At 47.0% G+C, this 22,652-nt stretch carries 29 protein-coding genes; 3 read left to right on the top strand and 26 right to left on the bottom strand.

Translation table 11 applies throughout. The features are described 5' to 3' along the window. Positions 1–21: 21 nt before the first annotated feature. The 23 genes from ahrC to ACNFN4_RS03315 all read right to left on the bottom strand — a co-directional run bounded on the left by ahrC (position 22) and on the right by ACNFN4_RS03315 (position 18,093). Entirely contained in the window at positions 22–471 is a 450-nt protein-coding gene (ahrC, locus tag ACNFN4_RS03425; RefSeq protein ID WP_003153173.1) for a transcriptional regulator AhrC/ArgR, read from the bottom strand. A gap of 96 nt (positions 472–567) precedes the next feature. Beyond that, entirely contained in the window at positions 568–1,413 is an 846-nt protein-coding gene (locus ACNFN4_RS03420) for a TlyA family RNA methyltransferase (protein ID WP_021494303.1), read from the bottom strand. Further along, entirely contained in the window at positions 1,410–3,311 is a 1,902-nt protein-coding gene (dxs, locus tag ACNFN4_RS03415) for a 1-deoxy-D-xylulose-5-phosphate synthase (protein ID WP_021494304.1), read from the bottom strand. The genes ACNFN4_RS03420 and dxs overlap by 4 nt, the downstream gene beginning before the upstream one ends. 143 nt (positions 3,312–3,454) lie before the next feature. After that, positions 3,455–4,345: a polyprenyl synthetase family protein gene (locus tag ACNFN4_RS03410; protein WP_072177686.1), complete on the bottom strand. Its 891-nt coding sequence runs from the start codon at positions 4,343–4,345 to the stop codon at positions 3,455–3,457. Next, positions 4,335–4,589, bottom strand: coding sequence for an exodeoxyribonuclease VII small subunit (locus tag ACNFN4_RS03405; RefSeq protein WP_007408352.1), 255 nt, complete (start codon positions 4,587–4,589; stop codon positions 4,335–4,337). The genes ACNFN4_RS03410 and ACNFN4_RS03405 overlap by 11 nt, the downstream gene beginning before the upstream one ends. Next, positions 4,589–5,932 carry an exodeoxyribonuclease VII large subunit gene (gene xseA / locus ACNFN4_RS03400; protein WP_448199992.1) on the bottom strand — a complete coding sequence of 448 codons (1,344 nt, stop codon included), beginning with the start codon at positions 5,930–5,932 and terminating at the stop codon, positions 4,589–4,591. The genes ACNFN4_RS03405 and xseA overlap by 1 nt, the downstream gene beginning before the upstream one ends. 123 nt (positions 5,933–6,055) lie before the next feature. Continuing rightward, positions 6,056–6,907 (bottom strand): bifunctional methylenetetrahydrofolate dehydrogenase/methenyltetrahydrofolate cyclohydrolase FolD, encoded by an 852-nt coding sequence (folD, locus tag ACNFN4_RS03395; RefSeq protein WP_007408350.1) that lies wholly within the window; start codon positions 6,905–6,907, stop codon positions 6,056–6,058. A gap of 11 nt (positions 6,908–6,918) precedes the next feature. After that, positions 6,919–7,311 (bottom strand): transcription antitermination factor NusB, encoded by a 393-nt coding sequence (gene nusB, locus ACNFN4_RS03390; protein ID WP_007408349.1) that lies wholly within the window; start codon positions 7,309–7,311, stop codon positions 6,919–6,921. Positions 7,312–7,574: 263 nt separating this feature from the next. Further along, the gene (locus tag ACNFN4_RS03385) at positions 7,575–7,982 is read right to left on the bottom strand and encodes an Asp23/Gls24 family envelope stress response protein (RefSeq protein ID WP_003153156.1); all 408 of its coding nucleotides are present in this window, start codon (positions 7,980–7,982) and stop codon (positions 7,575–7,577) included. Positions 7,983–8,003: 21 nt separating this feature from the next. Continuing rightward, positions 8,004–9,356: an acetyl-CoA carboxylase biotin carboxylase subunit gene (gene accC, locus ACNFN4_RS03380; RefSeq protein ID WP_007408348.1), complete on the bottom strand. Its 1,353-nt coding sequence runs from the start codon at positions 9,354–9,356 to the stop codon at positions 8,004–8,006. A gap of 14 nt (positions 9,357–9,370) precedes the next feature. Then, positions 9,371–9,850, bottom strand: a complete 480-nt coding sequence (gene accB, locus ACNFN4_RS03375; RefSeq protein WP_007612510.1) for an acetyl-CoA carboxylase biotin carboxyl carrier protein — start codon at positions 9,848–9,850, stop codon at positions 9,371–9,373. Between the two features lie 152 nt (positions 9,851–10,002). Further along, the gene (locus ACNFN4_RS03370; RefSeq protein WP_151140311.1) at positions 10,003–10,653 is read right to left on the bottom strand and encodes a SpoIIIAH-like family protein; all 651 of its coding nucleotides are present in this window, start codon (positions 10,651–10,653) and stop codon (positions 10,003–10,005) included. Positions 10,654–10,656: 3 nt separating this feature from the next. Next, a complete protein-coding gene (gene spoIIIAG, locus ACNFN4_RS03365; RefSeq protein WP_017418127.1) occupies positions 10,657–11,349 on the bottom strand; it encodes a stage III sporulation protein AG in 693 nt (230 codons plus the stop codon). Next, positions 11,342–11,962 (bottom strand): stage III sporulation protein AF, encoded by a 621-nt coding sequence (spoIIIAF, locus tag ACNFN4_RS03360; RefSeq protein ID WP_003153146.1) that lies wholly within the window; start codon positions 11,960–11,962, stop codon positions 11,342–11,344. The genes spoIIIAG and spoIIIAF overlap by 8 nt, the downstream gene beginning before the upstream one ends. 16 nt (positions 11,963–11,978) lie before the next feature. Further along, the gene (gene spoIIIAE, locus ACNFN4_RS03355) at positions 11,979–13,187 is read right to left on the bottom strand and encodes a stage III sporulation protein AE (RefSeq protein WP_003153145.1); all 1,209 of its coding nucleotides are present in this window, start codon (positions 13,185–13,187) and stop codon (positions 11,979–11,981) included. Between the two features lie 32 nt (positions 13,188–13,219). Then, entirely contained in the window at positions 13,220–13,609 is a 390-nt protein-coding gene (spoIIIAD, locus tag ACNFN4_RS03350) for a stage III sporulation protein AD (protein ID WP_071392571.1), read from the bottom strand. A 12-nt stretch (positions 13,610–13,621) separates the two neighbouring features. Continuing rightward, entirely contained in the window at positions 13,622–13,828 is a 207-nt protein-coding gene (spoIIIAC, locus tag ACNFN4_RS03345; RefSeq protein WP_003153142.1) for a stage III sporulation protein AC, read from the bottom strand. A gap of 22 nt (positions 13,829–13,850) precedes the next feature. Next, positions 13,851–14,366 carry a stage III sporulation protein SpoIIIAB gene (spoIIIAB, locus tag ACNFN4_RS03340; RefSeq protein WP_007408343.1) on the bottom strand — a complete coding sequence of 172 codons (516 nt, stop codon included), beginning with the start codon at positions 14,364–14,366 and terminating at the stop codon, positions 13,851–13,853. Next, entirely contained in the window at positions 14,360–15,283 is a 924-nt protein-coding gene (spoIIIAA, locus tag ACNFN4_RS03335) for a stage III sporulation protein AA (protein WP_007408342.1), read from the bottom strand. The genes spoIIIAB and spoIIIAA overlap by 7 nt, the downstream gene beginning before the upstream one ends. Before the next feature lie 77 nt (positions 15,284–15,360). Beyond that, positions 15,361–15,642: a YqhV family protein gene (locus tag ACNFN4_RS03330; RefSeq protein ID WP_003153124.1), complete on the bottom strand. Its 282-nt coding sequence runs from the start codon at positions 15,640–15,642 to the stop codon at positions 15,361–15,363. Positions 15,643–15,787: 145 nt separating this feature from the next. Beyond that, positions 15,788–16,345 (bottom strand): elongation factor P, encoded by a 558-nt coding sequence (gene efp, locus ACNFN4_RS03325; RefSeq protein ID WP_003153123.1) that lies wholly within the window; start codon positions 16,343–16,345, stop codon positions 15,788–15,790. 24 nt (positions 16,346–16,369) lie between these two features. Beyond that, the gene (locus tag ACNFN4_RS03320) at positions 16,370–17,431 is read right to left on the bottom strand and encodes a M24 family metallopeptidase (RefSeq protein WP_032870608.1); all 1,062 of its coding nucleotides are present in this window, start codon (positions 17,429–17,431) and stop codon (positions 16,370–16,372) included. A gap of 131 nt (positions 17,432–17,562) precedes the next feature. Continuing rightward, entirely contained in the window at positions 17,563–18,093 is a 531-nt protein-coding gene (locus ACNFN4_RS03315; protein ID WP_003153121.1) for a YqhR family membrane protein, read from the bottom strand. 221 nt (positions 18,094–18,314) lie between these two features. Here ACNFN4_RS03315 and ACNFN4_RS03310 point away from each other — a divergent pair, with 221 nt between their 5' ends. Together ACNFN4_RS03310 and ACNFN4_RS03305 are read left to right on the top strand one after the other, a co-directional pair. Continuing rightward, positions 18,315–19,271, top strand: coding sequence for a DUF1385 domain-containing protein (locus ACNFN4_RS03310; protein WP_007408341.1), 957 nt, complete (start codon positions 18,315–18,317; stop codon positions 19,269–19,271). Positions 19,272–19,305: 34 nt separating this feature from the next. After that, positions 19,306–19,701 carry an SA1362 family protein gene (locus ACNFN4_RS03305; RefSeq protein ID WP_020956074.1) on the top strand — a complete coding sequence of 132 codons (396 nt, stop codon included), beginning with the start codon at positions 19,306–19,308 and terminating at the stop codon, positions 19,699–19,701. Here ACNFN4_RS03305 and ACNFN4_RS03300 read toward each other — a convergent pair. The 3 genes from ACNFN4_RS03300 to ACNFN4_RS03290 all read right to left on the bottom strand — a co-directional run bounded on the left by ACNFN4_RS03300 (position 19,698) and on the right by ACNFN4_RS03290 (position 22,052). Continuing rightward, entirely contained in the window at positions 19,698–20,573 is an 876-nt protein-coding gene (locus ACNFN4_RS03300) for a patatin-like phospholipase family protein (protein WP_012117971.1), read from the bottom strand. The genes ACNFN4_RS03305 and ACNFN4_RS03300 overlap by 4 nt on opposite strands. Before the next feature lie 114 nt (positions 20,574–20,687). Further along, on the bottom strand, positions 20,688–21,116 hold the full coding sequence (gene mntR, locus ACNFN4_RS03295; RefSeq protein ID WP_007408338.1) for a transcriptional regulator MntR: 429 nt from the start codon (positions 21,114–21,116) through the stop codon (positions 20,688–20,690). Positions 21,117–21,215: 99 nt separating this feature from the next. Continuing rightward, entirely contained in the window at positions 21,216–22,052 is an 837-nt protein-coding gene (locus ACNFN4_RS03290) for a lipoate--protein ligase family protein (protein WP_003153114.1), read from the bottom strand. A gap of 194 nt (positions 22,053–22,246) precedes the next feature. Between ACNFN4_RS03290 and ACNFN4_RS03285 the strand changes: the two genes are divergently transcribed. Continuing rightward, positions 22,247–22,627 carry a rhodanese-like domain-containing protein gene (locus ACNFN4_RS03285; protein WP_007408335.1) on the top strand — a complete coding sequence of 127 codons (381 nt, stop codon included), beginning with the start codon at positions 22,247–22,249 and terminating at the stop codon, positions 22,625–22,627. The last annotated feature ends 25 nt before the right edge of the window (positions 22,628–22,652 follow it).

The following is a 22,652-nucleotide window of genomic DNA, read 5'->3' as shown; positions in this document are numbered from 1 at the left end:
ACCTTTTATCTGATAATTACGCTACAGCAGCTCCAAAAGACGGCTTTGTACGCCTTCTGTATCTTCAGGCGTCCTGCAGATGATTAAAATTGTGTCATCTCCGCAGATCGTGCCCATGATTTCTTCCCATTCGAGATTATCCATCAGAGCGCCGATTGCCTGAGCATTCCCCGGCATCGTTTTTAATACGATCATATGGCTTGCTGAGTCAATTTTTACGAACGCATCCATTAATGAACGCTTCAGTTTTGACAGCGGATTGAACCGCTGATCCGCCGGCAGGCTGTATTTGTAGGAGCCGTTGTTCGTCGGCACCTTTACGAGATGCAGCTCTTTAATGTCTCTGGAAACAGTCGCCTGGGTTACCTTATATCCTTCTTCTCTCAGCATGTCAACTAAGTCATCCTGTGTTTCAATCTCATGGCTTGTAATAAGTTCTCTGATTTTTATATGCCTTTGGCCTTTTGTCATGTAAGCACCTCTGTTTTCAAGCTGTTCTTGTCATTATGTTAACCGCTTCTTGATAAAAAGTACATGATGGCAGAAAAAAGGAATAATAGCCCCCTATTATTCCGGTACATCTGTCTTTTTGGCTTTTAATGTTTCATGTGCTTCGCGGACTGTACGGAGAATGTCTTCTTCCGGCAGTTCAGCGCCGTTTCCGTCTTCTCCGCCCCATTCCAAATGAAGCAGAAACTCAATATTGCCGTCTCCCCCTGTAATCGGTGAGAAGGACAGTCCTTTCACTGTATATCCTTCAGAAGCGGCAAATTGATTCATGCGGCGGAGAACGTCAGTATGAACGTCTGGATCTCTGACAATGCCTTTTTTTCCGACGGATTCCCGTCCGGCTTCAAATTGCGGCTTCACCAGTGCGATACAATCGCTCCCCGGTACAAGCAGCGTTTTTAAAACCGGCAGAATGAGGCGGAGTGAGATGAAAGAAACATCGATTGTCGCAAATTCCGGCAAACCCTCTGTGAAATCGGAAGGCTCGGAATAGCGGAAATTCGTCCGTTCCATGACGACGACCCTCTCGTCCTGTCTGAGCTTCCAAGCAAGCTGATTATAGCCGACATCCACAGCGTAGGACCGCTCGGCTCCGTTTTGGAGGGCGCAATCCGTGAATCCCCCTGTAGACGAGCCGATGTCAATCATCGTTTTGCCTTTTACCGAGACGGGAAACACTTCCAAGGCTTTTTCAAGCTTTAATCCGCCTCTGCTGACGTATTTAAGAGGGTTTCCTTTTACCGTTAACGGAAGATCCCGGGCGATTTTTTCACCCGGTTTGTCCAATCGGTTTTCATTTGAGTACACGATGCCCGCCATAATGGCGCGTTTCGCTTTTTCCCGCGTTTCCGCAAGGCCTTTTTCTACAAGAAGTACATCTAATCGTTCTTTTTTTGCTGTCATGATCCAATTCCTTTATGTGTCTTCGGCGGCATCAGCAGTTTTATCCGGTTCATAACCTCAGCCTTCGTGAGACCGATTTCTTCAAGCAGGGCGGTTACGCTGCCGTGTTCAATAAACCGATCTGGGATGCCCATTCTGTCAATCGGTGTATGATACATGCCGAGGTCATGAGCGAATTCAAGAATCGTGCTGCCGAATCCGCCTTCAAGCACGGCTTCTTCTATCGTTAAAATCGGCAGACCTTCATTAAGAATGGCCTTCATCATTTGTTTATCAATCGGTTTTATGAACCGCGCATTCACGACACGCACGGACAGGCCTTCTTTTTGCAGTTCTTCAGCCGCTTCCAGCGCCATTTCAATGGTCGTACCGAATGTTAAAATGACCGCGTCTTTTCCGGGACGGAGCACTTCCCATGTTCCGATCGGAATGGTTTTCAGCTCTTTATCCATCTTTACGCCGAGCCCGTTTCCGCGCGGGAAGCGCATCGCGATCGGACCTTCCTCATAATTAAGAGCTGTATTGACCATATGGCGGCCTTCATTTTCATCCTTCGGCATCATTAAAACGAGGTTTGGTATATGCCGCAAAAAGGCGATGTCAAAGACGCCTTGATGTGTCTCCCCGTCAGCGCCGACCAAACCGGCGCGGTCAATGCCGATAAATACATTCGCGTTTTGACGGCAGATGTCATGGACGACCTGATCGTACGCCCGCTGCAAAAAGGTCGAATAAATCGCAAGAAACGGCTTCATGCCTTGGAGCGCCATTCCAGCCGCCATCGTCGCCGCATGCTGTTCTGCGATTCCGACATCAAACATGCGTTCAGGAAATTCTTTCGCAAACCCTTCCAGTTTAGAGCCGACCGGCATGGCCGGTGTAATCGCGACAATTCTGTCATCCTCACGCGCCAGCTCCTGCACGGTGCCGCTGACAAGTCCGCTCCATGAAGGCGCCGCGGCTTTCGGCTTGACGAAATCACCCGTATTGATTTTATACGGACCCGTTCCGTGCCATGTGCCGATTGTGTCGGTCTCAGCCGGTTTATAGCCTTTGCCCTTTTTCGTAATGACATGTAACAGGACAGGGCCTTTCGTTTTTTTGGCGTATTGCAGGTTTTCAAACAGTTCGTGGTAGGAATGACCGTCAACCGGGCCTAAATACGTAAAGCCCAGCTCTTCAAAAAACATGCCTGACACAAGCATATATTTCAAACTGTCTTTTATCCGTTCCGCTGTGGCGGCCAATTTTCCGCCGACGGCCGGGATGCGCTTAAATAAATATTCAAGCTCGTCTTTTACCCATTGATATTTGCCGGCCGTGCGAAGCCGTCCAAGCATAGAATGAATCGCCCCGACATTCGGCGCAATGCTCATCTCATTATCATTCAGGATGACGATCATATCTTTTTTCTCATCACCGATATGGTTCAGCGCTTCAAGCGCCATTCCTCCGGTTAAAGCGCCGTCTCCGATAATCGGGATGATATATTCTTTCGATCCTTTAATATCACGGGCGGCAGCCATTCCCATCGCGCCTGAGAGCGAGGTTGAACTGTGGCCTGTTTCCCATACGTCATGTTCGCTTTCGCTGCGTTTCGGGAAACCGCAAAGCCCTTTATATTGGCGCAAGGTTTCAAACTCCTTGCCGCGTCCGGTTAACAGTTTATGAACATAGGACTGATGTCCGACATCCCATAAAAATTTATCTTTCGGACTGTCAAATTCTTTGTGAAGCGCAATTGTCAGCTCGACAACCCCGAGGTTCGGCCCGATATGGCCGCCAGAGGCAGATAGCGATGTGATGAGGAAATTGCGGATCTCCTCACTCAGCTCTTCCAGCTGTTCAATTGACATCTTTTTAAGAAATGACGGGTCCTGTATTGATAAAAGATCCAAAGCGGATCAACTCACTTTCAGCATGAATTTCTGGAAATTAAACAGTGTCTTTTTGAAAAAAGAAAAAGACTCCCTTTGTATTTTCATCGAAACTGCTTACATTTTACCATAGGAGCGGCAGCCCCTTCAAATCAGGACCGTTTTTAATGATCTCTCGCCGCGATTAAATCACAGAGGTCATGCAGCAATTCTTTCTGAAGAGAAAGGCCGCTGATGATCTGTTTCGCCTCGCTGATATGATACGCAAGCTTTTCTTTCGCGCCTTCAAGCGTTAAAAGCGACGGATACGTTGATTTTTCGTTCGACGTGTCTGAGCCGACCGGTTTGCCGATCCTCTCCTCATGCCCTTCAATATCAAGGATGTCGTCTCTGATTTGAAATCCGATGCCAATATGGCTGCTGAACAAACGGAGCTTTTCGACTTCATCCTCCGGTGCATCTGCCAAAATGGCGCCCGCCGTCACGGAAAAACCGAGGAGCTTGGCCGTTTTCCGCTCGTGGATGGATTCCAGCTCCTCAAGCGTTATCCGCTTTTGTTCCGCTTCCATGTCGGCAGCCTGCCCGCCGACCATTCCTTCCGTTCCCGCCGCGCTGATCAGCTCTTCGACGAGACGGAGCCGTTTTTCTGCTGAAACCGCCTCAGACACGTGAGATGTGATCAATTTAAAGCTTTCTGTCAGAAGCCCGTCTCCGGCCAATACGGCCGCCGCTTCTCCGAAGACTTTATGGTTTGTGGGCTTCCCCCGGCGCAGATCATCATCGTCCATGCAAGGCAGATCATCATGGATTAAAGAATACGTATGAATCATTTCGACAGCGCACCCGACCGGAATCCCGTCTTTTTCATCTTTTCCGTAAGCATTCAGAACGGCTAAGACGACGAGGGGGCGCAGCCTCTTTCCGCCCGCTTCCAAAGAATACAGCATAGATTTTTTGAGGGTTTCCGGCATCGCAAGCCGTTCTGTATACAAAGAAAGCTGCTGTTCAATCAGTTGTTTGCGCGATGCTAAAAATGCGTCCAGTTTATTTGTCACCTTCGTCTTCCTCCTGAACGCTGAAAGGTGCAAGTTCGCCGTTATCTTTTAAAATAAAGTCCATTTGCTTTTCGACATGCTGAAGCTTTTCATGGCACATTTTTGAAAGGGCCATCCCTTCCTGAAAATAGTTAATCGCCTGCTCCAGCGGCACGTCTCCTTCTTCAAGCTTTGCCACAATGCCTTCAAGGCCTTTCATCGCCTCTTCAAATGTCAGCTCTTCACTTTTTTTGGTTTCTGTCATTATCGTTCGCCTCTCTTTTGCAATACTTCACACGTCAGAACGCCGTCTGTCATCTTTACTTCAAGCGTATCATTTTGTTCCACTTGGTCAACGCTTTTGATCAGCTCTTTGTCTTTATAGGCCAGACTGTATCCTCTCTCCATCACCTGAAGGGGACTTAATGCATTCAGTTTACCAAGAACCGTCTGAAACTGCGAATGAAGCTGCTTCAGCTGGACATTCATGCTTCGGGCGAGCTGATTTGAGCGCTCCTCGTACCGTTTTTTCGCCTGTTTCAGCTGGGTTTCAGGGTGGAGCGCCGTTAATCTGTACGTATTCCGCTCCAGCTGCCTTTGTTTCCTGTCCGTAAGCCCTGTGAGCTGTGATTGGAACTGCTGATACAAAAGGTCAAACTGCTGTTCTTTTTGGGTATACAATCGTTTCGGAAAACGGAACGCGTAGGATGACTGGAGCGATTGGACCCGTTCTTTTTTCTTGCTGATATGCTGCTGCATCGCTCTTGTCAGGCGGACTTCCGCCGTTTTTGTCCGTTCCATTAAGTCCGTCGTGTGGGGAACGGCGATTTCTGCCGCTCCTGTCGGCGTTGCCGCCCGGATATCCGCGACGAAATCACTGATTGTAAAATCTGTTTCATGTCCGACGGCTGATATAATCGGAATGGCGGAAGCAAAAATCGCCCGGGCCACGATTTCTTCGTTAAATGCCCACAATTCTTCGATCGAGCCCCCTCCCCTTCCGACGATCAGGACGTCACACATTTTTTGTGCATTGGCTTCTTCAATGCGCTTCACAATCGATCTGCTGGCATTTTCACCTTGAACGAGCGCGGGAAGCACAATGACTTTCACAAGGGGATATCTTCTTTTGAGTGTGGTAATGACGTCTCTGACGGCTGCTCCCGTCGGTGACGTGACGACCCCGATCGTAGCCGGAAAAGCGGGGATGGCCTGCTTATGCCGGTCATCAAACAACCCTTCGCCGGCAAGTTTTTTCTTTAATTCTTCATATGCTAAGTAGAGCGCCCCCACACCGTCCGGCTGCATTTCTTTCGCGTACAGCTGATAGCTTCCGCTCGGTTCATAGACGGAGATACCGCCTCTTACGATGACCTTCATTCCGTCCTCGGGCTTAAACGGAAGCCTCGAACTTTGCCTCTGAAACATGACGGCCTGCATGCGGGCATGCTCATCTTTTAATGTAAAATAAATGTGGCCTCTCGTATGGATTTTAACATTGGAGAGCTCACCCTTAATCCAAATGTCCTCAAGATGAGGGTCCACATCGAATTTTCGTTTAATGTATTTGGTCAGCGCGGAAACCGTGACATATGCCGCTTCACTCACATCCTGCACTCCTTTCATAAAGGCTTTTTGCCCTAAACTAAGAAAACCCGCTCTGGCTGAAAGGAGCCTTAAGAAGCGGGTATCGTGCTCATTGTCACACTTTTTGTGACTGTCTCCGGTTATCTATGATAACGTACGTCTGGCAGATTTAACAGTATTATGCGCAAGCATTGTGATGGTCATCGGACCTACTCCGCCCGGCACCGGCGTAATGAAAGATGCTTTTTCTTTCGCTTCATCAAACTGAACGTCTCCGCAGAGTTTTCCGCTTTCGAGACGGTTGACGCCGACATCAATGACAATGGCGCCCTCTTTGATTTGATCGGCTTTGATGAAGTTCGCTTTACCGACCGCTACCACAAGAATATCTGCTTTTTTCGTATGCTCAGACATATTTTTCGTGCGGGAATGGCAATATGTGACGGTCGCGTTTTCGTTCAGCAGCAGCTGGCCGACCGGTTTACCGACAATATTGCTTCGTCCGACTACAACAACTTCTTTGCCGGAAAGATCTACGTTCGTCTTTTTCAGTAACTCGACAATTCCGTGCGGCGTGCATGGAAGAAATGTATCTTCGCCAAGCAGCATTTTCCCGACGTTGAGAGGGTGGAAACCGTCAACATCCTTATCAGGGGAGATCCGCTCGATTACGGCTTTTTCAGAAATATGATCCGGGAGCGGCAGCTGGACGAGAATGCCGTGGAATTCCGGATTTTGATTATACTGATCAATCACTGTTAAAAGCTCCGCCTCGGTTAAGCTTGAGTCAAAGCGGTCAAGCTTAAATTTCATTCCCATTGTTTCAGCGGCTTTTTTCTTGCCTGTCACATATGAAACAGAAGCGGGATCGTCTCCGATTAAAATGACCGCCAAGCCAGGCACTACGCCTTGTGCTTTCAGCTCTTCTACTTCTTTTGCCAATTGTTCGCGTTTTTCTTTAGCCGTTTCTTTTCCGTCGATGATTGTTGCAGTCATTTTCTTTCCTCCTATGATTCGATATCAGTTTTAATGTTAGAAAGAACCCCGTTTACGAATTTTGCAGCTTTATCGTCGCCGAACCGTTTTGCCAGCTCGATTGCTTCGTTTAATGACACGTTAGCAGGAATGTCGTCAGAATAAACCATTTCATACACCGCCAGACGCAGGATCGCGCGGTCTACGTTTGCAATCCGGTCAAGCTTCCAATTGACGAGATGGCCGGAAATCATTTCATCAAGCTGAACCTGATGTTCGATCACTCCGTACACCAGCTGTTCAAAGAAGGCATCTGTTTTTTCACCATCGAGCGCGTGCTCAATGGCATCGTTCGGTGCAATATCGCTGACATCAATCTGAAAAAGTGCCTGCAAAGCTTTTTCTCTAGCTGTTCTTCTTTTCATTTTCTTTCTCCTTCAGATCCGCTTTATCCGCTTGTCGTTAAGCTTAAAGAGATCATAACATATTTTTTTCTCAATCGCATGTCGAAATTTAGGTTTTTCACCCTAATGCCGAATATTTTCACAAACCGTATTAATTTCATTCGGATTTCACAGCATGAAGAAACTCGGCTGCCGTTTGTAAGCCGGCTTTCTTCATGCCTGAAATGACGGGAAACGTATAAAAAACCAAAGGGCTGCCCATCCCCTTGGTTTTTATACGCTCATTACATTTCTTCGTCGATTTCGACTTCTTGGGCTTTCGTGTCAAATTGAATGCCGACGATATGAATATTGATTTCATTAATGGTCAGAGACGTCATGTTTAATAAGGTTTGGCGGATATTTTCCTGAACGCTTGCCGCCACTTTCGGGATCGAGATCCCGAATTGAACGACACAATAGACGTCGATGGTAATCCCGTCATCGGCTAAATCGACCTTTACGCCTTTGCCGTGATTGATTTTGCCGAAGCGTTCTACGACGCCCGTGGCGAAATTGCCGCGCATTTCAGCAACTCCTTCAACTTCGGAAGCGGCGATGCCGGCAATGACTTCAATGACCTCAGGAGCAATTTCAACCTTGCCTAAATGAGCCTCATCATGATCCATTTTAAGCACACTGTTGTCTTCCATTCAATTCACCTCCCGCAAAAATTATGAGCCCATTACATCATATGTTTCTAAAAACTTTGTATTAAACTCTCCGCTGACAAATGTTTCGTGTTCAAGCAGTTTCAAATGGAACGGAATCGTCGTTTCAATACCTTCAATCACGAATTCGCTCAGCGCGCGTTTCATCCGTGCGACTGCCTCATCACGCGTTGTTCCGTATGTGATGACTTTAGCAATCATACTGTCATAGTACGGCGGGATCGAATAGCCGGGATATGCGGCTGAATCCACGCGTACGCCAAGTCCGCCCGGCGGCAGGTACATGTTAATTTTACCGGGTGAAGGCATGAAGTTTTTCGCAGGATTTTCAGCGTTGATGCGGCATTCAATCGCCCAGCCGTTAAATTCAACGTCTTCCTGTCTGAGCGAAAGCTCCTGTCCGGATGCCACTTTGATCTGTTCTTTGATCAGATCCGTTCCCGTCACCATTTCTGTGACAGGGTGCTCTACTTGAATACGCGTGTTCATTTCCATGAAGTAGTAGCGCTGTTCTCTGTAGTCATAGATGAATTCTACTGTGCCGGCTCCCGTGTAACCGACGGCCTTAGCTGCTTTTACCGCTGCTTCGCCCATCTGCTCCCTGATTTCAGAATCAAGCGCAGGTGACGGTGACTCTTCAAGAAGTTTTTGCAGACGTCTTTGGATAGAACAGTCACGCTCTCCGAGATGGATCGTGTTTCCGTAATTATCCGCAAGCACCTGAATTTCAACATGGCGGAAATCTTCGATGTACTTCTCGATGTACACACCCGGATTTCCGAATGCCGTAGCGGCTTCCTGCTGGGTAATCTCAATGCCTTTGATCAGTTCTTCTTCTGTGCGTGCGACCCGGATGCCTTTTCCGCCTCCGCCCGCAGTGGCTTTTATAATGACAGGATACCCAATTTCACCTGCAAGCGAAACCGCTTCTTCCGTATTTTTTATGATTCCTTTTGAACCGGGCACAATCGGCACGCCCGCCAGCTGCATCGTGTCGCGCGCGATATCTTTTGTTCCCATTTTTGAAATGGCGTCAGCCGTAGGGCCGACAAACGTTACGTTTAATTCCTCGCACAGCTCGGCAAAGTCGGCGTTTTCAGCTAAAAACCCGTATCCCGGATGAATCGCATCCGTGCCGGTCAGCTTTGCGACGCTGACGATGTTCGTTACATTTAAATAGCTTTCTTTTGATGTTTTCGGCCCGATACAAAAAGCCTCATCGGCCATTTGGACATGCAGGGCGTCTTTATCTGCCTCAGAATAAACGGCTACAGTTTCAATGCCCAGCTCTTTGCAGGCCCGGATGATTCTGACGGCGATTTCTCCTCGGTTGGCGATCAATAGCTTTTTAATCATAATAGCAGGTCTCCTTACTCAGCTTTTACAAGAAATAGAGGTTGTCCGTATTCGACCAGCTGGCCGTTTTCAACTAACACTTCAACGATTTCTCCTTTTACTTCGGCTTCAATCTCGTTAAAGAGTTTCATTGCTTCTACGATACAAACAACTGTATTTTCGCTCACTTTTGAACCTTGGTTTACGTAAGGGCCGGCTTCCGGCGATGAAGAAGCATAAAACGTTCCGACCATCGGAGACGTAATTTTGTGCAGGTTTTCGTCTTGTTTCGGCGCTTCCTGAGCAGGAGCGGCTTCACGCGCTTCCGGTTTTGCAGCCTGCGGAGCAGGTGCGTAAGCGGCGGGAACGGCTTGGGCTTGTCCCGTTACATTCACTGCCGGCGCTTCATTTTTTTTCAGTTTCAGGCTTACGCCTTCAATTTCGTAAACAAATTCGTCGATGGAAGATTCATCGATTCTTTTTATCAGTTCATGAATTTCGTTGATTTTTAACATCAGTTCCACTCCTATGTATAAAAAATAGAAATTTATGGGTTGCTACTAAAAGTACATACTATGTTTATCTTACAGGAGCGCTTGTGTAAATTCAACACTGATCTAAAATGACATCAGAAAAGCCCGCAGCGGGTGCGGGCGGTTCAGGTCTCTTACTTTGTCGGTTCAAACGTGACGGCGACGTCTTTCATCGTCTTGATTTCTTTTTTTACCAGGTCAATGATAGCGGAAGCTTTTGCGTTTGAATGTTTGTCAGACATGACGGTAATGTTGATTTTGTCTCCTTCAGCATCCACGAGCGCATCTTTGTAGCCTTGTGTTTTAATCAGCGTTTCCAGCTGTTTTTCCGTCCCTTCAGCATTGCTCAGCGCCGTCATTTTATCGTAGGCTTCGCTTTTTTCCTTTGCGGTCGCATCATCGCTTGAAACAATGCTGTTTAACTGTTCCCTTTCTTTGCTTCTCGCGTCTTCAAGCTCCATGCGGTATGCGGTAAATAAGTTTTCATCAGCTGTTTCTGTGGCAACCGATCCGTCTTTGTCCGATGCTTCGGCTGATGTTTCTTTATCCTCTTTTGTGCCTTTAGAATCTTTCGTTCCTTTTGTGCCGTCTTCTTTATCCGTGCCGCTTCCGCTCTTATCTTTCGTTTCAGGAGCCGGCGTTTTTTCAGTGGCGACTTCTCCGCTGCTTTTTTCGCTTTTCATCTGCACGGCATTTTTGCTTTCCGGCGACATAATATAATAAACACTTAATACCACGACGAGACTGAGCATTGTTAAAAGCCAAACCGTTTGTTTTTTCAGCATGATTTATGAATCCTCCTTGATTTTTTTAGGGGCAACCGCTACACGATAGCTCGGAACATCGAGCACCCTTGTGACGGCATCAATGATGGTTTTTTTTATTTGAACGTTGTCCACTCCCTGAGCGACAACGAGTACACCGCGGATATCGGGCTTTTTCGTCTGGACGACGACCGGGGTTTCCTGGTCCCCGTTTCGAATCATGACAATTTGTTCTTCAGAGGTTTGATCGGTTACGCTTCTTTTGCCGCCTTCTTTATCGGTTTCTTCAGTGGTGGTGTCTTTTTTCGTTTTATTTTTCTCAAACACTTTCAAAGATGTTGCGTCTACGTTTACGACAATTGAGACATCCTCCACGCCGATAATCGTTTCAAGGATTTCTTTCAGCTGGTTTTCATAGTCTCTTTCGTAATCATCGATCGTGGTTTTGGCGCTGCTGTCTTTCGATGCCTTAAAAACGGGTGCGCTTTTTTGCCCGCTTTTGTCTTCCGTTCGGCCGGACATGACGGTCTGCGCCGTTTGGTCCTTCCCGGTTTTCTCCGGTGAAGAGAACAGCTGGCTGACCAGCATAAAAGATACCCCGAGCACAAACACGAACAGAAAGTAATGATATTTTGTCAGTTTTGGTTTTTCTCCGTCTTTCGCCTGTCCGATCATCAGCTGTTTTTTGAGTATGGTCCATAGTCCGTTTTTATTCATGGCCGTTTTTCTCCCCGCCTTCCATATAAACCGTAATTTTCTCACTGCCGATTTCCCATATATCCGCAAGTTTTTCTTTGATGTCTGCGGCCTCTTTTTTGTCGGCTGCGCCTTCCGGTTCGTATTTGCGGTCTGTGCGGATGTCGATCGGTGCGACGGTTTGCACGGTTTTTTCAGAAGATGGGGCCATATACACGCTGATCGTTTTTACATCTTCTTCTGAACGAACCTGTTCTTCCGCTGTAAGGCGGATGTCGTCTATTTTGTATTCGTCATGACTGAACATCTCCTCCGCTTTCTTTTTTAGTTGGACAGCCATTTCTTCTAAAACATATGCGCGGTTTGATGCTTGTATTTCTTTTTTTTCTGATTTGATTTGATTTTTTATATCAGCGGATTGAGATTGCTCTTGTTTTGTCAAATAATCGAAGATGATTTCCGGGTCTGTTTTGAAAAGTTTGAATATCGGGTTGAGCATGACAATGATTAACAGCAGGCTGACAACCATCTTTGCGTATTTTTGCATACTGGAGCTGGGCAGCAGCATGTCGATAACGATGGCGAATAAGATAAATAAAATAATGCTTGTCAGCCATTCTGTTAAAAAGCTCATATCCAATGGGCCTCCTTTATTTCATCATCATGGTGAGGTTGCCTGCTGTAATAATGACTGTGATGCTGAGGAAAAACATGAGAGAGACGATGGCGAGCGCCGCGAAAATATACAGTACGCTTCTGCTGATGACGCCGAGGCACGTAATGACGGGCCCGCCTCCGAGCGGCTGCAGAATAGCGGCCGCGAGCTTATAAATAAAAGCGAGCGAGAGCACTTTGATCGCCGGAAACGCGGAGATGCAGATCAAAATTCCGACTCCGAGGATTCCCACGGTGTTTTTTAATAGGAGCGAGGCGCTGATGACCGTATCCGTCGCATCCGTAAACATCCGGCCGAGTACGGGAATAAAATTGCCTGTTATAAATTTTGCAGTCCTGAGCGTAATCCCGTCCGTCACGGCAGCCGAAGCCCCCTGTACGGAGATGACGCCGAGAAACACGGTGAGGAATACGGCAAGCGCGCCGATCGCGATATTTCTGAGCAGATTGGCAAGCTGCGTGACTTTATATTGATCCGTCATCGTGCTGACGATGCTTAAAATCGCTGACAGGAAGATAAGCGGCATGACGATGTTTTGAATGAGAAGGCCGCTCGTATTCATCAGAAATAAAATAACGGGGTGAAAAAAAGCTGCGGAGACGGCTCCCCCGGAAGACGCCAAAAGCGCGAGTAAAAGCGGGATGAGCGCGAGAATGAAGCTTGTCATCGTCTGGATCGCTTCACTGGCATAATTGACGGCAACATGAAAGCTGTTTAAAGCGAGAATAATCAGCACCATGTAGACGATTGCATAAGCCACTTTGCTGACGGTGCTCTGCTGGAACGCATTTTGCAGGAGCTGCAGAATGACACAAAAAATGGTGAGAAGAATCAAAGTTCCCAGAAGCTTTCCGTTTGCGAGCACTTCATGAAACAAGTATGAAAATAAAGCCTTCAGCCATGCCTCCGGTGAGAACGTTTTTTCTCCGTTAATAAAGTCGATGATGCTTCCCTTTTGGCTTTCAGGCAGAAGACCGCCGTATTCTGTCATGATGTCGTCCCAAAACTTTCCGATGCCTTCTGTTTTCAGCGCTTCGGCCTGCTTTTTCGCCACTTCATCAGCGGACTCTTGGTGAACTGCGGTTTCCTGCGACGCACCGTCTGTTCCGGCAGCTTGTACACATTCAGTCTGAAAAAATAAGAGGATGAACAAAAAAGCTCCCGCCCACCGAAAGCGCTTCATTTTTCGTGCCCCCCTTTCCATTTTATTTATGATCAAGAAGGAATAAGTCCGAGAATCGTTTCAATAATGACGGTGAGTATCGGCACGGCCATTACCAGTATCAAAATTTTTCCGGCCAGCTCTATTTTCGAAGCAATCGCTCCCTGGCCCGCATCCTTTGTAAGCTGCGCTCCGAATTCAGCAATGTAGGCGATGCCGATAATTTTTAAAATGGTTTCCACATAGACCATATTGACATTTGCATTGACGGCTATTTTTTCTATCATTCTGATAATGTCGTAAATCTGGTCGATGAGATAAAGAAAGATCACGCAGCCGCTGAAGACGACAATCATAAACGCGAAAGTCGGTTTCTGTTCTTTTACGATCAGGGAGAGAAATGTGGCGATCAGGCCTAAACCTACAATTTGAACAATCTCAATCTGTAAGCCCCCCTATCCTTGGAATAGAAACACAGCTTTGATCTTTTTGAACAGGTCATCGACAATCGTCGCCACCATAAATAAAATATAGATAAAGCCAAGCAGCGTCACCCACTGGGCGTATTCTTTTTTTCCCATTTGGTCAAGTATGGTGTGCAGAAACGCAACCACGATACCGACTCCGGCGATTTGAAAAATGACATTTACGTCGACTCCCATTTTATGTTTGCTCCCCTCATGTTTACATCAATAGAAGAATGAGTAACAGTCCGGCTAAAAATCCTAAGCTTTTCACCATTTTTTCATTTTTCGCCTGCGCCCGTCCGGCATCCGCTTCCGCCGCTTCCAAATGTGTAAGCGCAAGCTTGATATGTTTCTGCTGAGAAACACGGTCATGGAGCCCGAGCGTCTCTCCGAATTGCTTCAGCACATCATATTCGCTTTTTTTCATCGCCATGGACGACCAATTATGTTTCAAGCTCTGTTCCCAAGCCGTTTTGGCGGAATCGCTTCCCTGCTCAAGCCTTCTGCTGAAAGCTTGAAACAATAACGATACAGGTTTGGAAAGCTGTGCGGCAATTTGTCCCGAGGCGGTATGCAGCGGTGTATGCCCGAACATGATTTCCGCTTCAAGCGATTGGAGCGCCGCGCGCAGCTGACGGATCTGCCTCGGCCTTTCTATATACATTTTGGCGATCTCAAATCCGGTCCAAGTCGTCGCTGTCAGAATAAACACGGCACCCAAAAGCTTCAGCATGTCATCACGCTTTCAGCATGCGGAACAGGTTCCCCGTCCTTTCCGTACATCCTGCTGATCGTTCCCGGACCGCGGCGCCTTGACAGTTCAACATACCGGTCAAACACGTTTTCCTCCCAAAGCATTTTCAGCGACGGCCTCTTTACCAAGTCTTTCATATTCCACCCGTGCGCAGATACGATAACGGATACGCCCGCATGGAGCGCCTCCAGCAGCGCTTGTGAGTCTTCCATTCTCCCGATTTCATCCACAATTATGACATCAGGACTCATAGAGCGAATCATCATCATCAGCCCTTCCGCCTTCGGACAGGCATCAAGGACATCGATTCTGCGGCCGAAACTGTGCTGGGGAATGCCCCGCAGGCAGCCGGCAATTTCCGAACGTTCATCTACGATACCTGTCTTTTTTGCGGGAATGCGTTTTGATCCGGTGCTGGAAAGCCGGGCCAAATCACGAAGCAAGGTCGTTTTCCCCGTTTGCGGAGGACCGATGATCAGCGTATTCAGCCAGTTTTCTTTCCATAAGAAAGGAATGAGCGGTTCTGCGATTCCCAGCTTCTCCCGGGCGATTCGGATATTAAAAGAAGTAATATCCCGGAGTCCTTTGACGGCTCCGTTTTCGACGATGACTCTTCCGGCCAGCCCCACACGGTGGCCTCCTCTGATTGTGATATATCCTTTTTTCAGCTCTTCTTCCAGCGTGTACATACTGTAATTGCTGAGCCGGCTGAGGATCAGCTGTGCGTCGCCGGCCGTACAGACATATGACAAATACAAAGGTTGTCCTTTTTGGATCAGTTCAACCGGCCTGTCGACGCGGATTCTGATTTCTTCTGTATCCCGCCTCGCTTCTTCGGGCACGGCGGAGATGGCATCTCTCAATAATTCAGGGAGAACCTCTGTAATCTCATTCAATAGAGTCTCCTCCTTTTTTACCGATTGGCTTCTTTAAAATGTATGATCCGGGACAGACTTTATGACACCCCGGCCCTCTATTTATGCACACCGGCCAAAATCAGCACCACCCCCGCAAAAATCAATATTAATTTTGCATATGAGAGCTGTCCGGCAATCTGATAAATGCCGATCGTCATTGTGATGATAAAGATCAGCGGGCCGACAATTGCCAAAATACTATTCACCACAACCGCTTTTCTGATGTCGTTTGTCAAAAGCATGATAATAGCGGCCGATAATTCAATGAGCGAGGACAAAACTCGTAAACCGGCCATCGTTAAAACAGTAGAATTGATTGAACCAAACAAAAATTTCATTGCAATCCCCCAACTTCAAGCATTTTGTTACACTATATGCTCTAGCTGACGGAAGTAGTCTCACTATTTTCATATAGAAGAAAGATTCAGGCAGAACGCAAAAAAAGCCTGCCCCGTAAAAGGAGCAGACTCCGAATTTCTTTGACTACGCTCTTGACACGTAAGAGCCGTCTGATGTATTTACAACCAGCGTATCGCCTTCGTTCACGAAAAACGGTACGTTTACGACAAGACCTGTTTCCGTTTTGGCAGGTTTTGTGCCGCCTGACGCCGTGTCGCCTTTAATTCCCGGCTCTGTTTCAACAACTTTCAGTTCAACTGTGTTCGGCAGTTCAATACCGAGCGTTTCAGACTGATACATCATGATGTGCACAGACATATTTTCCAGAAGATATTTCAATTCTTCTTCGATTTGGTTTTCGTTCAATTCAAGCTGTTCATATGAGCTTGTATCCATGAACACGTGCTGATCGCCGTTGGCATAAAGATACTGCATCGTTTTTGTTTCGATTTGAGCTTTCGCGACTTTTTCACCTGCACGGAATGTTTTCTCCTGAATAGCGCCCGTGCGGAGGTTACGCAATTTAGAACGGACAAATGCCGCTCCTTTTCCCGGCTTTACGTGCTGGAAGTCAACGACGCGCCAAATGCCGCCGTCTACTTCAATCGTTAGTCCTGTACGAAAATCGTTAACTGAAATCATGTTTGATGTCCTCCTATATTCCGATCACAAAATAATTAATTCTTTAGGGGAATGCGTAATTGTCCGGTTGCCGTCGTCAGTGATGATGATATCATCTTCGATTCTTGCGCCCCCAACTTCCGGTATGTATATGCCCGGCTCAACCGTTACCGCCATGCCCGGCTCAAGAACGGCCGATGACCTGAAAGACAGCCCCGGTGATTCATGGACTTCCATTCCGAACCCGTGTCCTGTCGAATGGCCGAAATACTGTCCGTAGCCTTTTGCAGTGATGTGATCCCTCGTCAGGGCGTCCGCTTCTTTTCCCGTCATGCCGGGTTTAATATGCAGGACACCAAGCGCTTGGGCATCGTATACGACCTGATAAATCTCTTTCAGTTTATCACTTGGCTCTCCGACCGCGACGGTGCGTGTGATATCAGAACAATAGCCTTTATAATAAGCGCCGAAATCGAGCGTGACCAAGTCTCCCTTTTCAATCAATTTGCCGCTTGCCACTCCGTGGGGAAGGCTGGATCTGACTCCCGAGGCGACGATCATATCAAAGGAAGAGCCGTCTGCTCCTTGACGTCTCATATAAAATTCAAGCTCGTTTGCAACTGAAATCTCTGAGATGCCCGGTTTGATAAACGTCAGAATATGTTCAAACGCATCATCCGCAATCTTCGCAGCTTCCTCTAATATCTTAATCTCTTCACTTGACTTAATCAAGCGCAACTTTTCAACGGAATCCGCGACGGGAACCATCTCCGCTTCCTGCAGCACCGCTTGGTAGGATGCATATGTTCCGTACGTCATGCTGTTTTGCTCGAAGCCGAGTTTTTTAATGCCGTACTCAAGAATCGTATCCGCAGCCGTTTGGATTAAGCTTCCGCCGTGCTCGATAATGTCAAAACCCTTCACTTGCGTCTTCGCCTGCTCGGTGTAACGGAAATCCGTGATAAATGCCGCACGTTCTTTCGATATGACCGCAAGGCCTGACGAACCCGTAAATCCCGTCATATACTGCAGATTGGCGGAGCTTGTCACCAACATTCCGTCTATATCCAGCTGACCGAAAAGATTTCGCAATTTCTCAAGTTTCATTCCCTTTCTCCTCCTCGCCGATTCTTGACTGCCGCCTGACAACGCGGGAGCATCCCCGCCCGGTTTTCAGCATAAAAAATGTTCACTTCTCGTGAACATTTTACCATACCGGACAGGGATTATACACTTATTCACTTGTTGCCAAGCGCCCTTGCAAGCTTGTCTGACGTAAGTTCATTGTAGTTGAAGGAAATTGAGTAGCCGACAAACAAACCGTACAGAATGTAAAGGCAAAGCGTCGTCACGATTGTATCTGATTTCAATTCAGTGACTGATTTCACATCTTCGAAAATCGGATTGAATAAGAAAAAAACCGCACACCATAAAATGACGCCGTACACCATCCCCGGCCACATGGTTTTAAAACGCTTCAGGCAGACGAAATAAATAAACGCCCCGGCAATTGAAATGAATCCGATGACAACGATGCTGACCATCGTGCCGAGCCATTGTTTTTTCCATTCTCCGATCATAAACGGCTGAAGAATCATGTTGGGGCTGATCTCTGAAAAATGAAAGACATACCCGAGATAGCCGATCAAACTCCAAAATACACCGCCGGCAAATCCGATACCGCAAATTCTGCCGGTAAATGAAACAGGCTGCTGATCATCATCCTGCTTCTTTTTTTCTTCCTGTTCTGAATGTTTTTCGCTTGTCATCATGGCACCTCCAGTCATAGACTGCCCCAAAATTGAAAAGTCATAAAAAACTGCGCCATATTTTCATTCAATGAGTAAAATCTAAAGAAACGGGGTATACTGCATGTAGAAAAAGCATTGATTTTCCGGCTGTCTAACTAGAGGTTTACCGCGGTTTCCTGTACAATAGAGTGAAAGGAAATGGTTAGTAAATCCTAAAAAAACAGGCAGGTTGATAAACAATGTCCAAACAAAAAACGCCCCCTGCTTACGGCGGGCAGGCTGTCGTTGAAGGGGTCATGTTCGGCGGCAGAAAAAATTATGTTACCGCCATCCGCAGGAATGACGGAAGCATTGATTTTTTCAAGCTTCCGAGAGTGCCGAACGCCAAGCTTTCGGCTTTAAAAAAGATTCCTTTTTTGCGGGGAATCGTCGCCATCATTGAGGCGAGCGCCAACGGCACAAAGCATTTAAACTTTTCCAGCGAACGTTACGGGCTTGATCCTCAAGATGACGCAAAGCTGGAGCAGGAAGATAAGAAAGGTTCGGGCTTATCGATGTTTTTCAGCCTGGCGGTGATCGGCGTTCTGTCGTTTTTGTTCAGCAAATTCGTTTTTACGCTCGTCCCGGTCTTCTTAGCGGAGCTTGTAAGGCCCGTATTTTCCTCAGACGCCGCGCAGATCGGAATCGAAAGTCTGTTTAAGCTTATTCTGCTTCTCGGCTACATTTATTTTTTATCAATGACGCCGTTAATTAAAAGAGTGTTTCAATATCATGGAGCCGAACATAAGGTCATAAACTGTTATGAACAGAATTTGCCAATTACAATAGAAAATGTTCAGAAACAGTCACGGCTTCATTACCGTTGCGGTTCAAGCTTTATTTTATTTACGATCATTGTCGGCATGTTCATCTATTTACTCGTTCCGACAGATCCGCTTTGGGTGCGGATTTTAGACAGGATTGCGCTTATACCGGTCGTTCTCGGCATCTCCTTTGAAGTGCTCCAGCTGACGAACAGAGTGCGGAATATCCCCGTTTTGAAAGTGCTCGGTTATCCCGGCCTGTGGCTGCAGCTTTTAACGACAAAGGAACCGGCGGATGACCAGGTCGAGGTTGCCATAGAAAGCTTTAACGAGCTTCTCAGACTGGAAGACATTTCAGAACAGAGCGAAAAACCGTCTCACAACGTAATCTGAACCGTTACCGTTATTATTTTGGAGGTGGGCAGTTATGAATCATCGTGTACAACCTTTTTTTGCTGTATTGATAGCGCTTGGCGCATTCGGTTTCATTTATGCGGCGGTAACCAACCCCGGGCAGATGATTTCAAGAGCGATCACCGTTATTATCGCAGGCGTCATAATTTATTTTATCGTGAGGACGGTCCTGAACCGCCGCACCGGCCGTGACGGAACCGCTTTCAGAAAAGCGGCCAGACAATCGCGGCTCCGAATGAAGGAGCAAAAAGCGAAGCACCGCGCCGGACACAGAGGCCGGGTCAGCCATTTGCGGAGCGTGCCGAGCAGCAGCAGACCGAAGCCGATGATTCTTAAGAAAAAAAGCCAGACCCAGCTTACCGTCATAGAAGGCAAAAAGAATAAAAAGAAAAACAGAGCGCTTTTTTAATAGCTCCATTGCTTCAAAAATTGCTCTGTTCTGCTTTTTCCTAGCTCAATGAGAGCTAGTTTTTTTTGCGGTGTGAGATGAAACTCCGTCGCCATCACATGTTCCACCGGAATAAAAATAATATTCTGTTCGTACTTTGTCGCGATATGCCTGGCATCATGAGCGTCTTTCATCGTTTCAAACAAAGCCCCGAACAGCTCAAAAGCGTTGCGGATTGATTTTTTCGGGCGCTCTTTTTCGTTTGGCGAAAGCGAAATTCCGATGACCGGTCGCTTCCGCTCTTTTGAATACAGCCAAATCGGGAAATTGCTTAACACGCCGCCGTCAACGACCGTTGAGGTGCCTTTTTCTGTCTTCAGTTTTATCGGTTCAAAAAAATAAGGAATGCTGCAGCTCATTCTGACGGCTCTGGCAACCGGGAACATCTCCGGATTTAATCCGTAGCGGGGAAGATCGTCAGGAAGCACGATCATCGTTCCGTTCGTCAGATCTGAAGCGATGAGACGGAGCGAGCCTTTTTTCAAATCGCCGAACGCGATGATGCCCTTCGCTTTTAATTTATCCGCAATCCATTTTTCCAGCATATCGCCTCTGTATAGTCCGAGGCGCCAATATATCGACACCCACCGCAGGATTTTCAGCGGGAGGAATGAGTATCTCTGATCAAGCAATTGCCTTCCGTCCACCTCATCTATGATGGAATGAACCTCTCTGCTCGTATAGCCCGCAGCGATAAATGCGGCAATAATTGCGCCGGCGCTTGTTCCGGCGAGCCTTTCAAAGCGAAAGCCCTTTTCTTCCAGCGCTTCATAAGCGCCGGCAAGCGCCACCCCTTTTATCCCCCCGCCCGAAAATACGCCGTCAATCTGCATAGCGCGCCCTCTCCCTTCCATCTCAAGGTGTATTATTATTTTAAGAAACGGCTGGGCGAAATAGACCAAAGAATGAAGACATTAAAAAAAGGGCGCCCCATTTCGGGCTGCCCTTTATTCACCGGGATTTTCGGTTTTTTTCTGTACGGATTTCAATTCTTTTTTCCGGCTTTCGTCATCTTCAAAATACTGAACGAGGTCGCCGATGCGGTCAATGCTGTTCCAGCTCAGATGATGTTCGATTCCTTCAACATCATTGTAAATCTTCTCTTCATCAACACCAATGATTCTTAAAAACTGCTCAAGCAATTCGTGTCTGTATACAAGCCGTTTGCCGATCTTTTTGCCTTTTGACGTCAATACGAGCCCGCGATATTTTTCATAAATCAAATACTCGTCTTTATCTAGTTTTTGAACCATTTTCGTTACAGAGGAGGGGTGGACTGCCAAAGCTTCCGCGATATCAGAAACCCGTGCATATCCTTTTTCTTCTATCAGCATATAAATCTGTTCAATATAATCTTCCATACTTGGTGTTGTCATAAGTAACCCTCCCAAAAAGCACCTTAACTTTATAAACCATTACAAGTTTACACTAACGGTCATGAAAAAACAAGGATGCTTCCGGTCTGTCAAGCCTTATCAGCGCTTATAATTCCATTCATCAGACGCGTATTTCGTCTCAGCCAGCTCATTGACAAATGCAAGCTCTTCAGACGTGAGTGTGTAAGGCTCAAGATGAATGTTCAGCCCTTCCTCAAAACCGGCTTTAAAAGCGATTCTGGCCTCATCCATCGTTACCCGTTTCGGCGCTAAGGCGTTGATGGCTACCGCCTTGTTTTTGAAATTCCGCTGCATGCGCTCACGGACTCTGTCGCTCGGATATAAAAACAGATCAAACAGCTTATCCTCATCAATGTCAAGCAGGATGGAACCGTGCTGAAGAATGACGCCTTTTTGGCGTGTCTGTGCGCTTCCGGCAACTTTCCGTCCTTCGACGACCAGTTCATACCACGAAGGCGCATCAAAGCAGACGGACGAGCGCGGATTTTTCAAGCTTTCTTTTTCTTTCTCCGTTCGCGGAATCGCAAAGCAGGCATCAAGTCCAAGGTTTCTGAATCCCTGCAGAATACCTTCTGAAATCACCCGGTACGCCTCTGTCACCGTGGCCGGCATTTCCGGGTGATCCTCTGAAACGATTACGCTGTATGTCAATTCTTTATCATGCAGAACACCCCGTCCGCCTGTCGGTCTTCTGACAAACCCGAGGCCGTGTTTATGTACTGCGTCAAAGTTAATTTCCTTCTTAATATTTTGAAAATACCCGACAGACAAAGTTGCCGGATTCCAGCCGTAAAAACGGATCACCGGAGGAATTTTTTTTTGGCTGTGCCAATATAAAAGCGCTTCATCCAGCGCCATGTTAAATGCCGGGCTTTCATTCCCTGAGTCAATAAACCGCCATGTTTCTTTTTCCATACACCTTGAACCCTTCTTTATCGTTTTAATAAAATTAGTTTAACAAACTGCCGCGAAAATGAAAAATATTTCGTTTCATTAAGGATGACAATCGCTTCATGCTTTACTATAATAGTATTTGTCCCAAAACGTCCGGTAAGCCTTGTTTTCAGGAAGCAGGGTTTTATTTTATAAGCTAAAGGAGTAGAATCGCATTGTCTAATATGATTGCTTTAATTATTGTTGCGGCGTTTATCGTTTATATGATCGTGTCGTATTTTTACCAGCAGCGTTTAATGAAAACACTTACGGAAGAGGAATTCCGCGCGGGCTACAGAAAAGCGCAGCTGATTGACGTCCGTGAGCCGAATGAATTTGAAGGCGGCCATATTCTCGGCGCGCGCAACATTCCGCTGTCACAGCTGAAACAGCGCAAAAGTGAAATCCGTCCTGATAAACCCGTTTATCTGTACTGCCAAAACAATGTCCGCAGCGGACGCGCGGCACAGACGCTCCGCAAACACGGCTGTAAAGATATTTACAACCTGAAAGGCGGATTTAAAAAATGGGGCGGAAAAATTAAAGCAAAAAACTAATCATGAAAAAAGAGCTGTCCGTTTT

Source organism: Bacillus sp. N1(2025), from assembly GCF_053470005.1.
The sequence above is the reverse complement of the archived record's forward strand: the minus strand, read 5'-3'. Positions and strand labels throughout refer to the sequence as shown.

What these genes read in the sequence shown, in the direction of transcription:
- ahrC (WP_003153173.1), bottom strand. Translation starts at nt 471, where the DNA reads ATGACAAAAGGCCAAAGGCATATAAAAATCAGAGAACTTATTACAAGC.
- ACNFN4_RS03420 (WP_021494303.1), bottom strand. Translation starts at nt 1,413, where the DNA reads ATGACAGCAAAAAAAGAACGATTAGATGTACTTCTTGTAGAAAAAGGC.
- ACNFN4_RS03405 (WP_007408352.1), bottom strand. Translation starts at nt 4,589, where the DNA reads ATGACAGAAACCAAAAAAAGTGAAGAGCTGACATTTGAAGAGGCGATG.
- folD (WP_007408350.1), bottom strand. Translation starts at nt 6,907, where the DNA reads ATGACTGCAACAATCATCGACGGAAAAGAAACGGCTAAAGAAAAACGC.
- nusB (WP_007408349.1), bottom strand. Translation starts at nt 7,311, where the DNA reads ATGAAAAGAAGAACAGCTAGAGAAAAAGCTTTGCAGGCACTTTTTCAG.
- ACNFN4_RS03385 (WP_003153156.1), bottom strand. Translation starts at nt 7,982, where the DNA reads ATGGAAGACAACAGTGTGCTTAAAATGGATCATGATGAGGCTCATTTA.
- accC (WP_007408348.1), bottom strand. Translation starts at nt 9,356, where the DNA reads ATGATTAAAAAGCTATTGATCGCCAACCGAGGAGAAATCGCCGTCAGA.
- accB (WP_007612510.1), bottom strand. Translation starts at nt 9,850, where the DNA reads ATGTTAAAAATCAACGAAATTCATGAACTGATAAAAAGAATCGATGAA.
- ACNFN4_RS03370 (WP_151140311.1), bottom strand. Translation starts at nt 10,653, where the DNA reads ATGCTGAAAAAACAAACGGTTTGGCTTTTAACAATGCTCAGTCTCGTC.
- spoIIIAG (WP_017418127.1), bottom strand. Translation starts at nt 11,349, where the DNA reads ATGAATAAAAACGGACTATGGACCATACTCAAAAAACAGCTGATGATC.
- spoIIIAF (WP_003153146.1), bottom strand. Translation starts at nt 11,962, where the DNA reads ATGAGCTTTTTAACAGAATGGCTGACAAGCATTATTTTATTTATCTTA.
- spoIIIAE (WP_003153145.1), bottom strand. Translation starts at nt 13,187, where the DNA reads ATGAAGCGCTTTCGGTGGGCGGGAGCTTTTTTGTTCATCCTCTTATTT.
- spoIIIAC (WP_003153142.1), bottom strand. Translation starts at nt 13,828, where the DNA reads ATGGGAGTCGACGTAAATGTCATTTTTCAAATCGCCGGAGTCGGTATC.
- spoIIIAB (WP_007408343.1), bottom strand. Translation starts at nt 14,366, where the DNA reads ATGCTGAAGCTTTTGGGTGCCGTGTTTATTCTGACAGCGACGACTTGG.
- ACNFN4_RS03330 (WP_003153124.1), bottom strand. Translation starts at nt 15,642, where the DNA reads ATGAAATTTTTGTTTGGTTCAATCAATTCTACTGTTTTAACGATGGCC.
- efp (WP_003153123.1), bottom strand. Translation starts at nt 16,345, where the DNA reads ATGATTTCAGTTAACGATTTTCGTACAGGACTAACGATTGAAGTAGAC.
- ACNFN4_RS03320 (WP_032870608.1), bottom strand. Translation starts at nt 17,431, where the DNA reads ATGAAACTTGAGAAATTGCGAAATCTTTTCGGTCAGCTGGATATAGAC.
- ACNFN4_RS03315 (WP_003153121.1), bottom strand. Translation starts at nt 18,093, where the DNA reads ATGACAAGCGAAAAACATTCAGAACAGGAAGAAAAAAAGAAGCAGGAT.
- ACNFN4_RS03310 (WP_007408341.1), top strand. Translation starts at nt 18,315, where the DNA reads ATGTCCAAACAAAAAACGCCCCCTGCTTACGGCGGGCAGGCTGTCGTT.
- ACNFN4_RS03305 (WP_020956074.1), top strand. Translation starts at nt 19,306, where the DNA reads ATGAATCATCGTGTACAACCTTTTTTTGCTGTATTGATAGCGCTTGGC.
- ACNFN4_RS03300 (WP_012117971.1), bottom strand. Translation starts at nt 20,573, where the DNA reads ATGCAGATTGACGGCGTATTTTCGGGCGGGGGGATAAAAGGGGTGGCG.
- mntR (WP_007408338.1), bottom strand. Translation starts at nt 21,116, where the DNA reads ATGACAACACCAAGTATGGAAGATTATATTGAACAGATTTATATGCTG.
- ACNFN4_RS03290 (WP_003153114.1), bottom strand. Translation starts at nt 22,052, where the DNA reads ATGGAAAAAGAAACATGGCGGTTTATTGACTCAGGGAATGAAAGCCCG.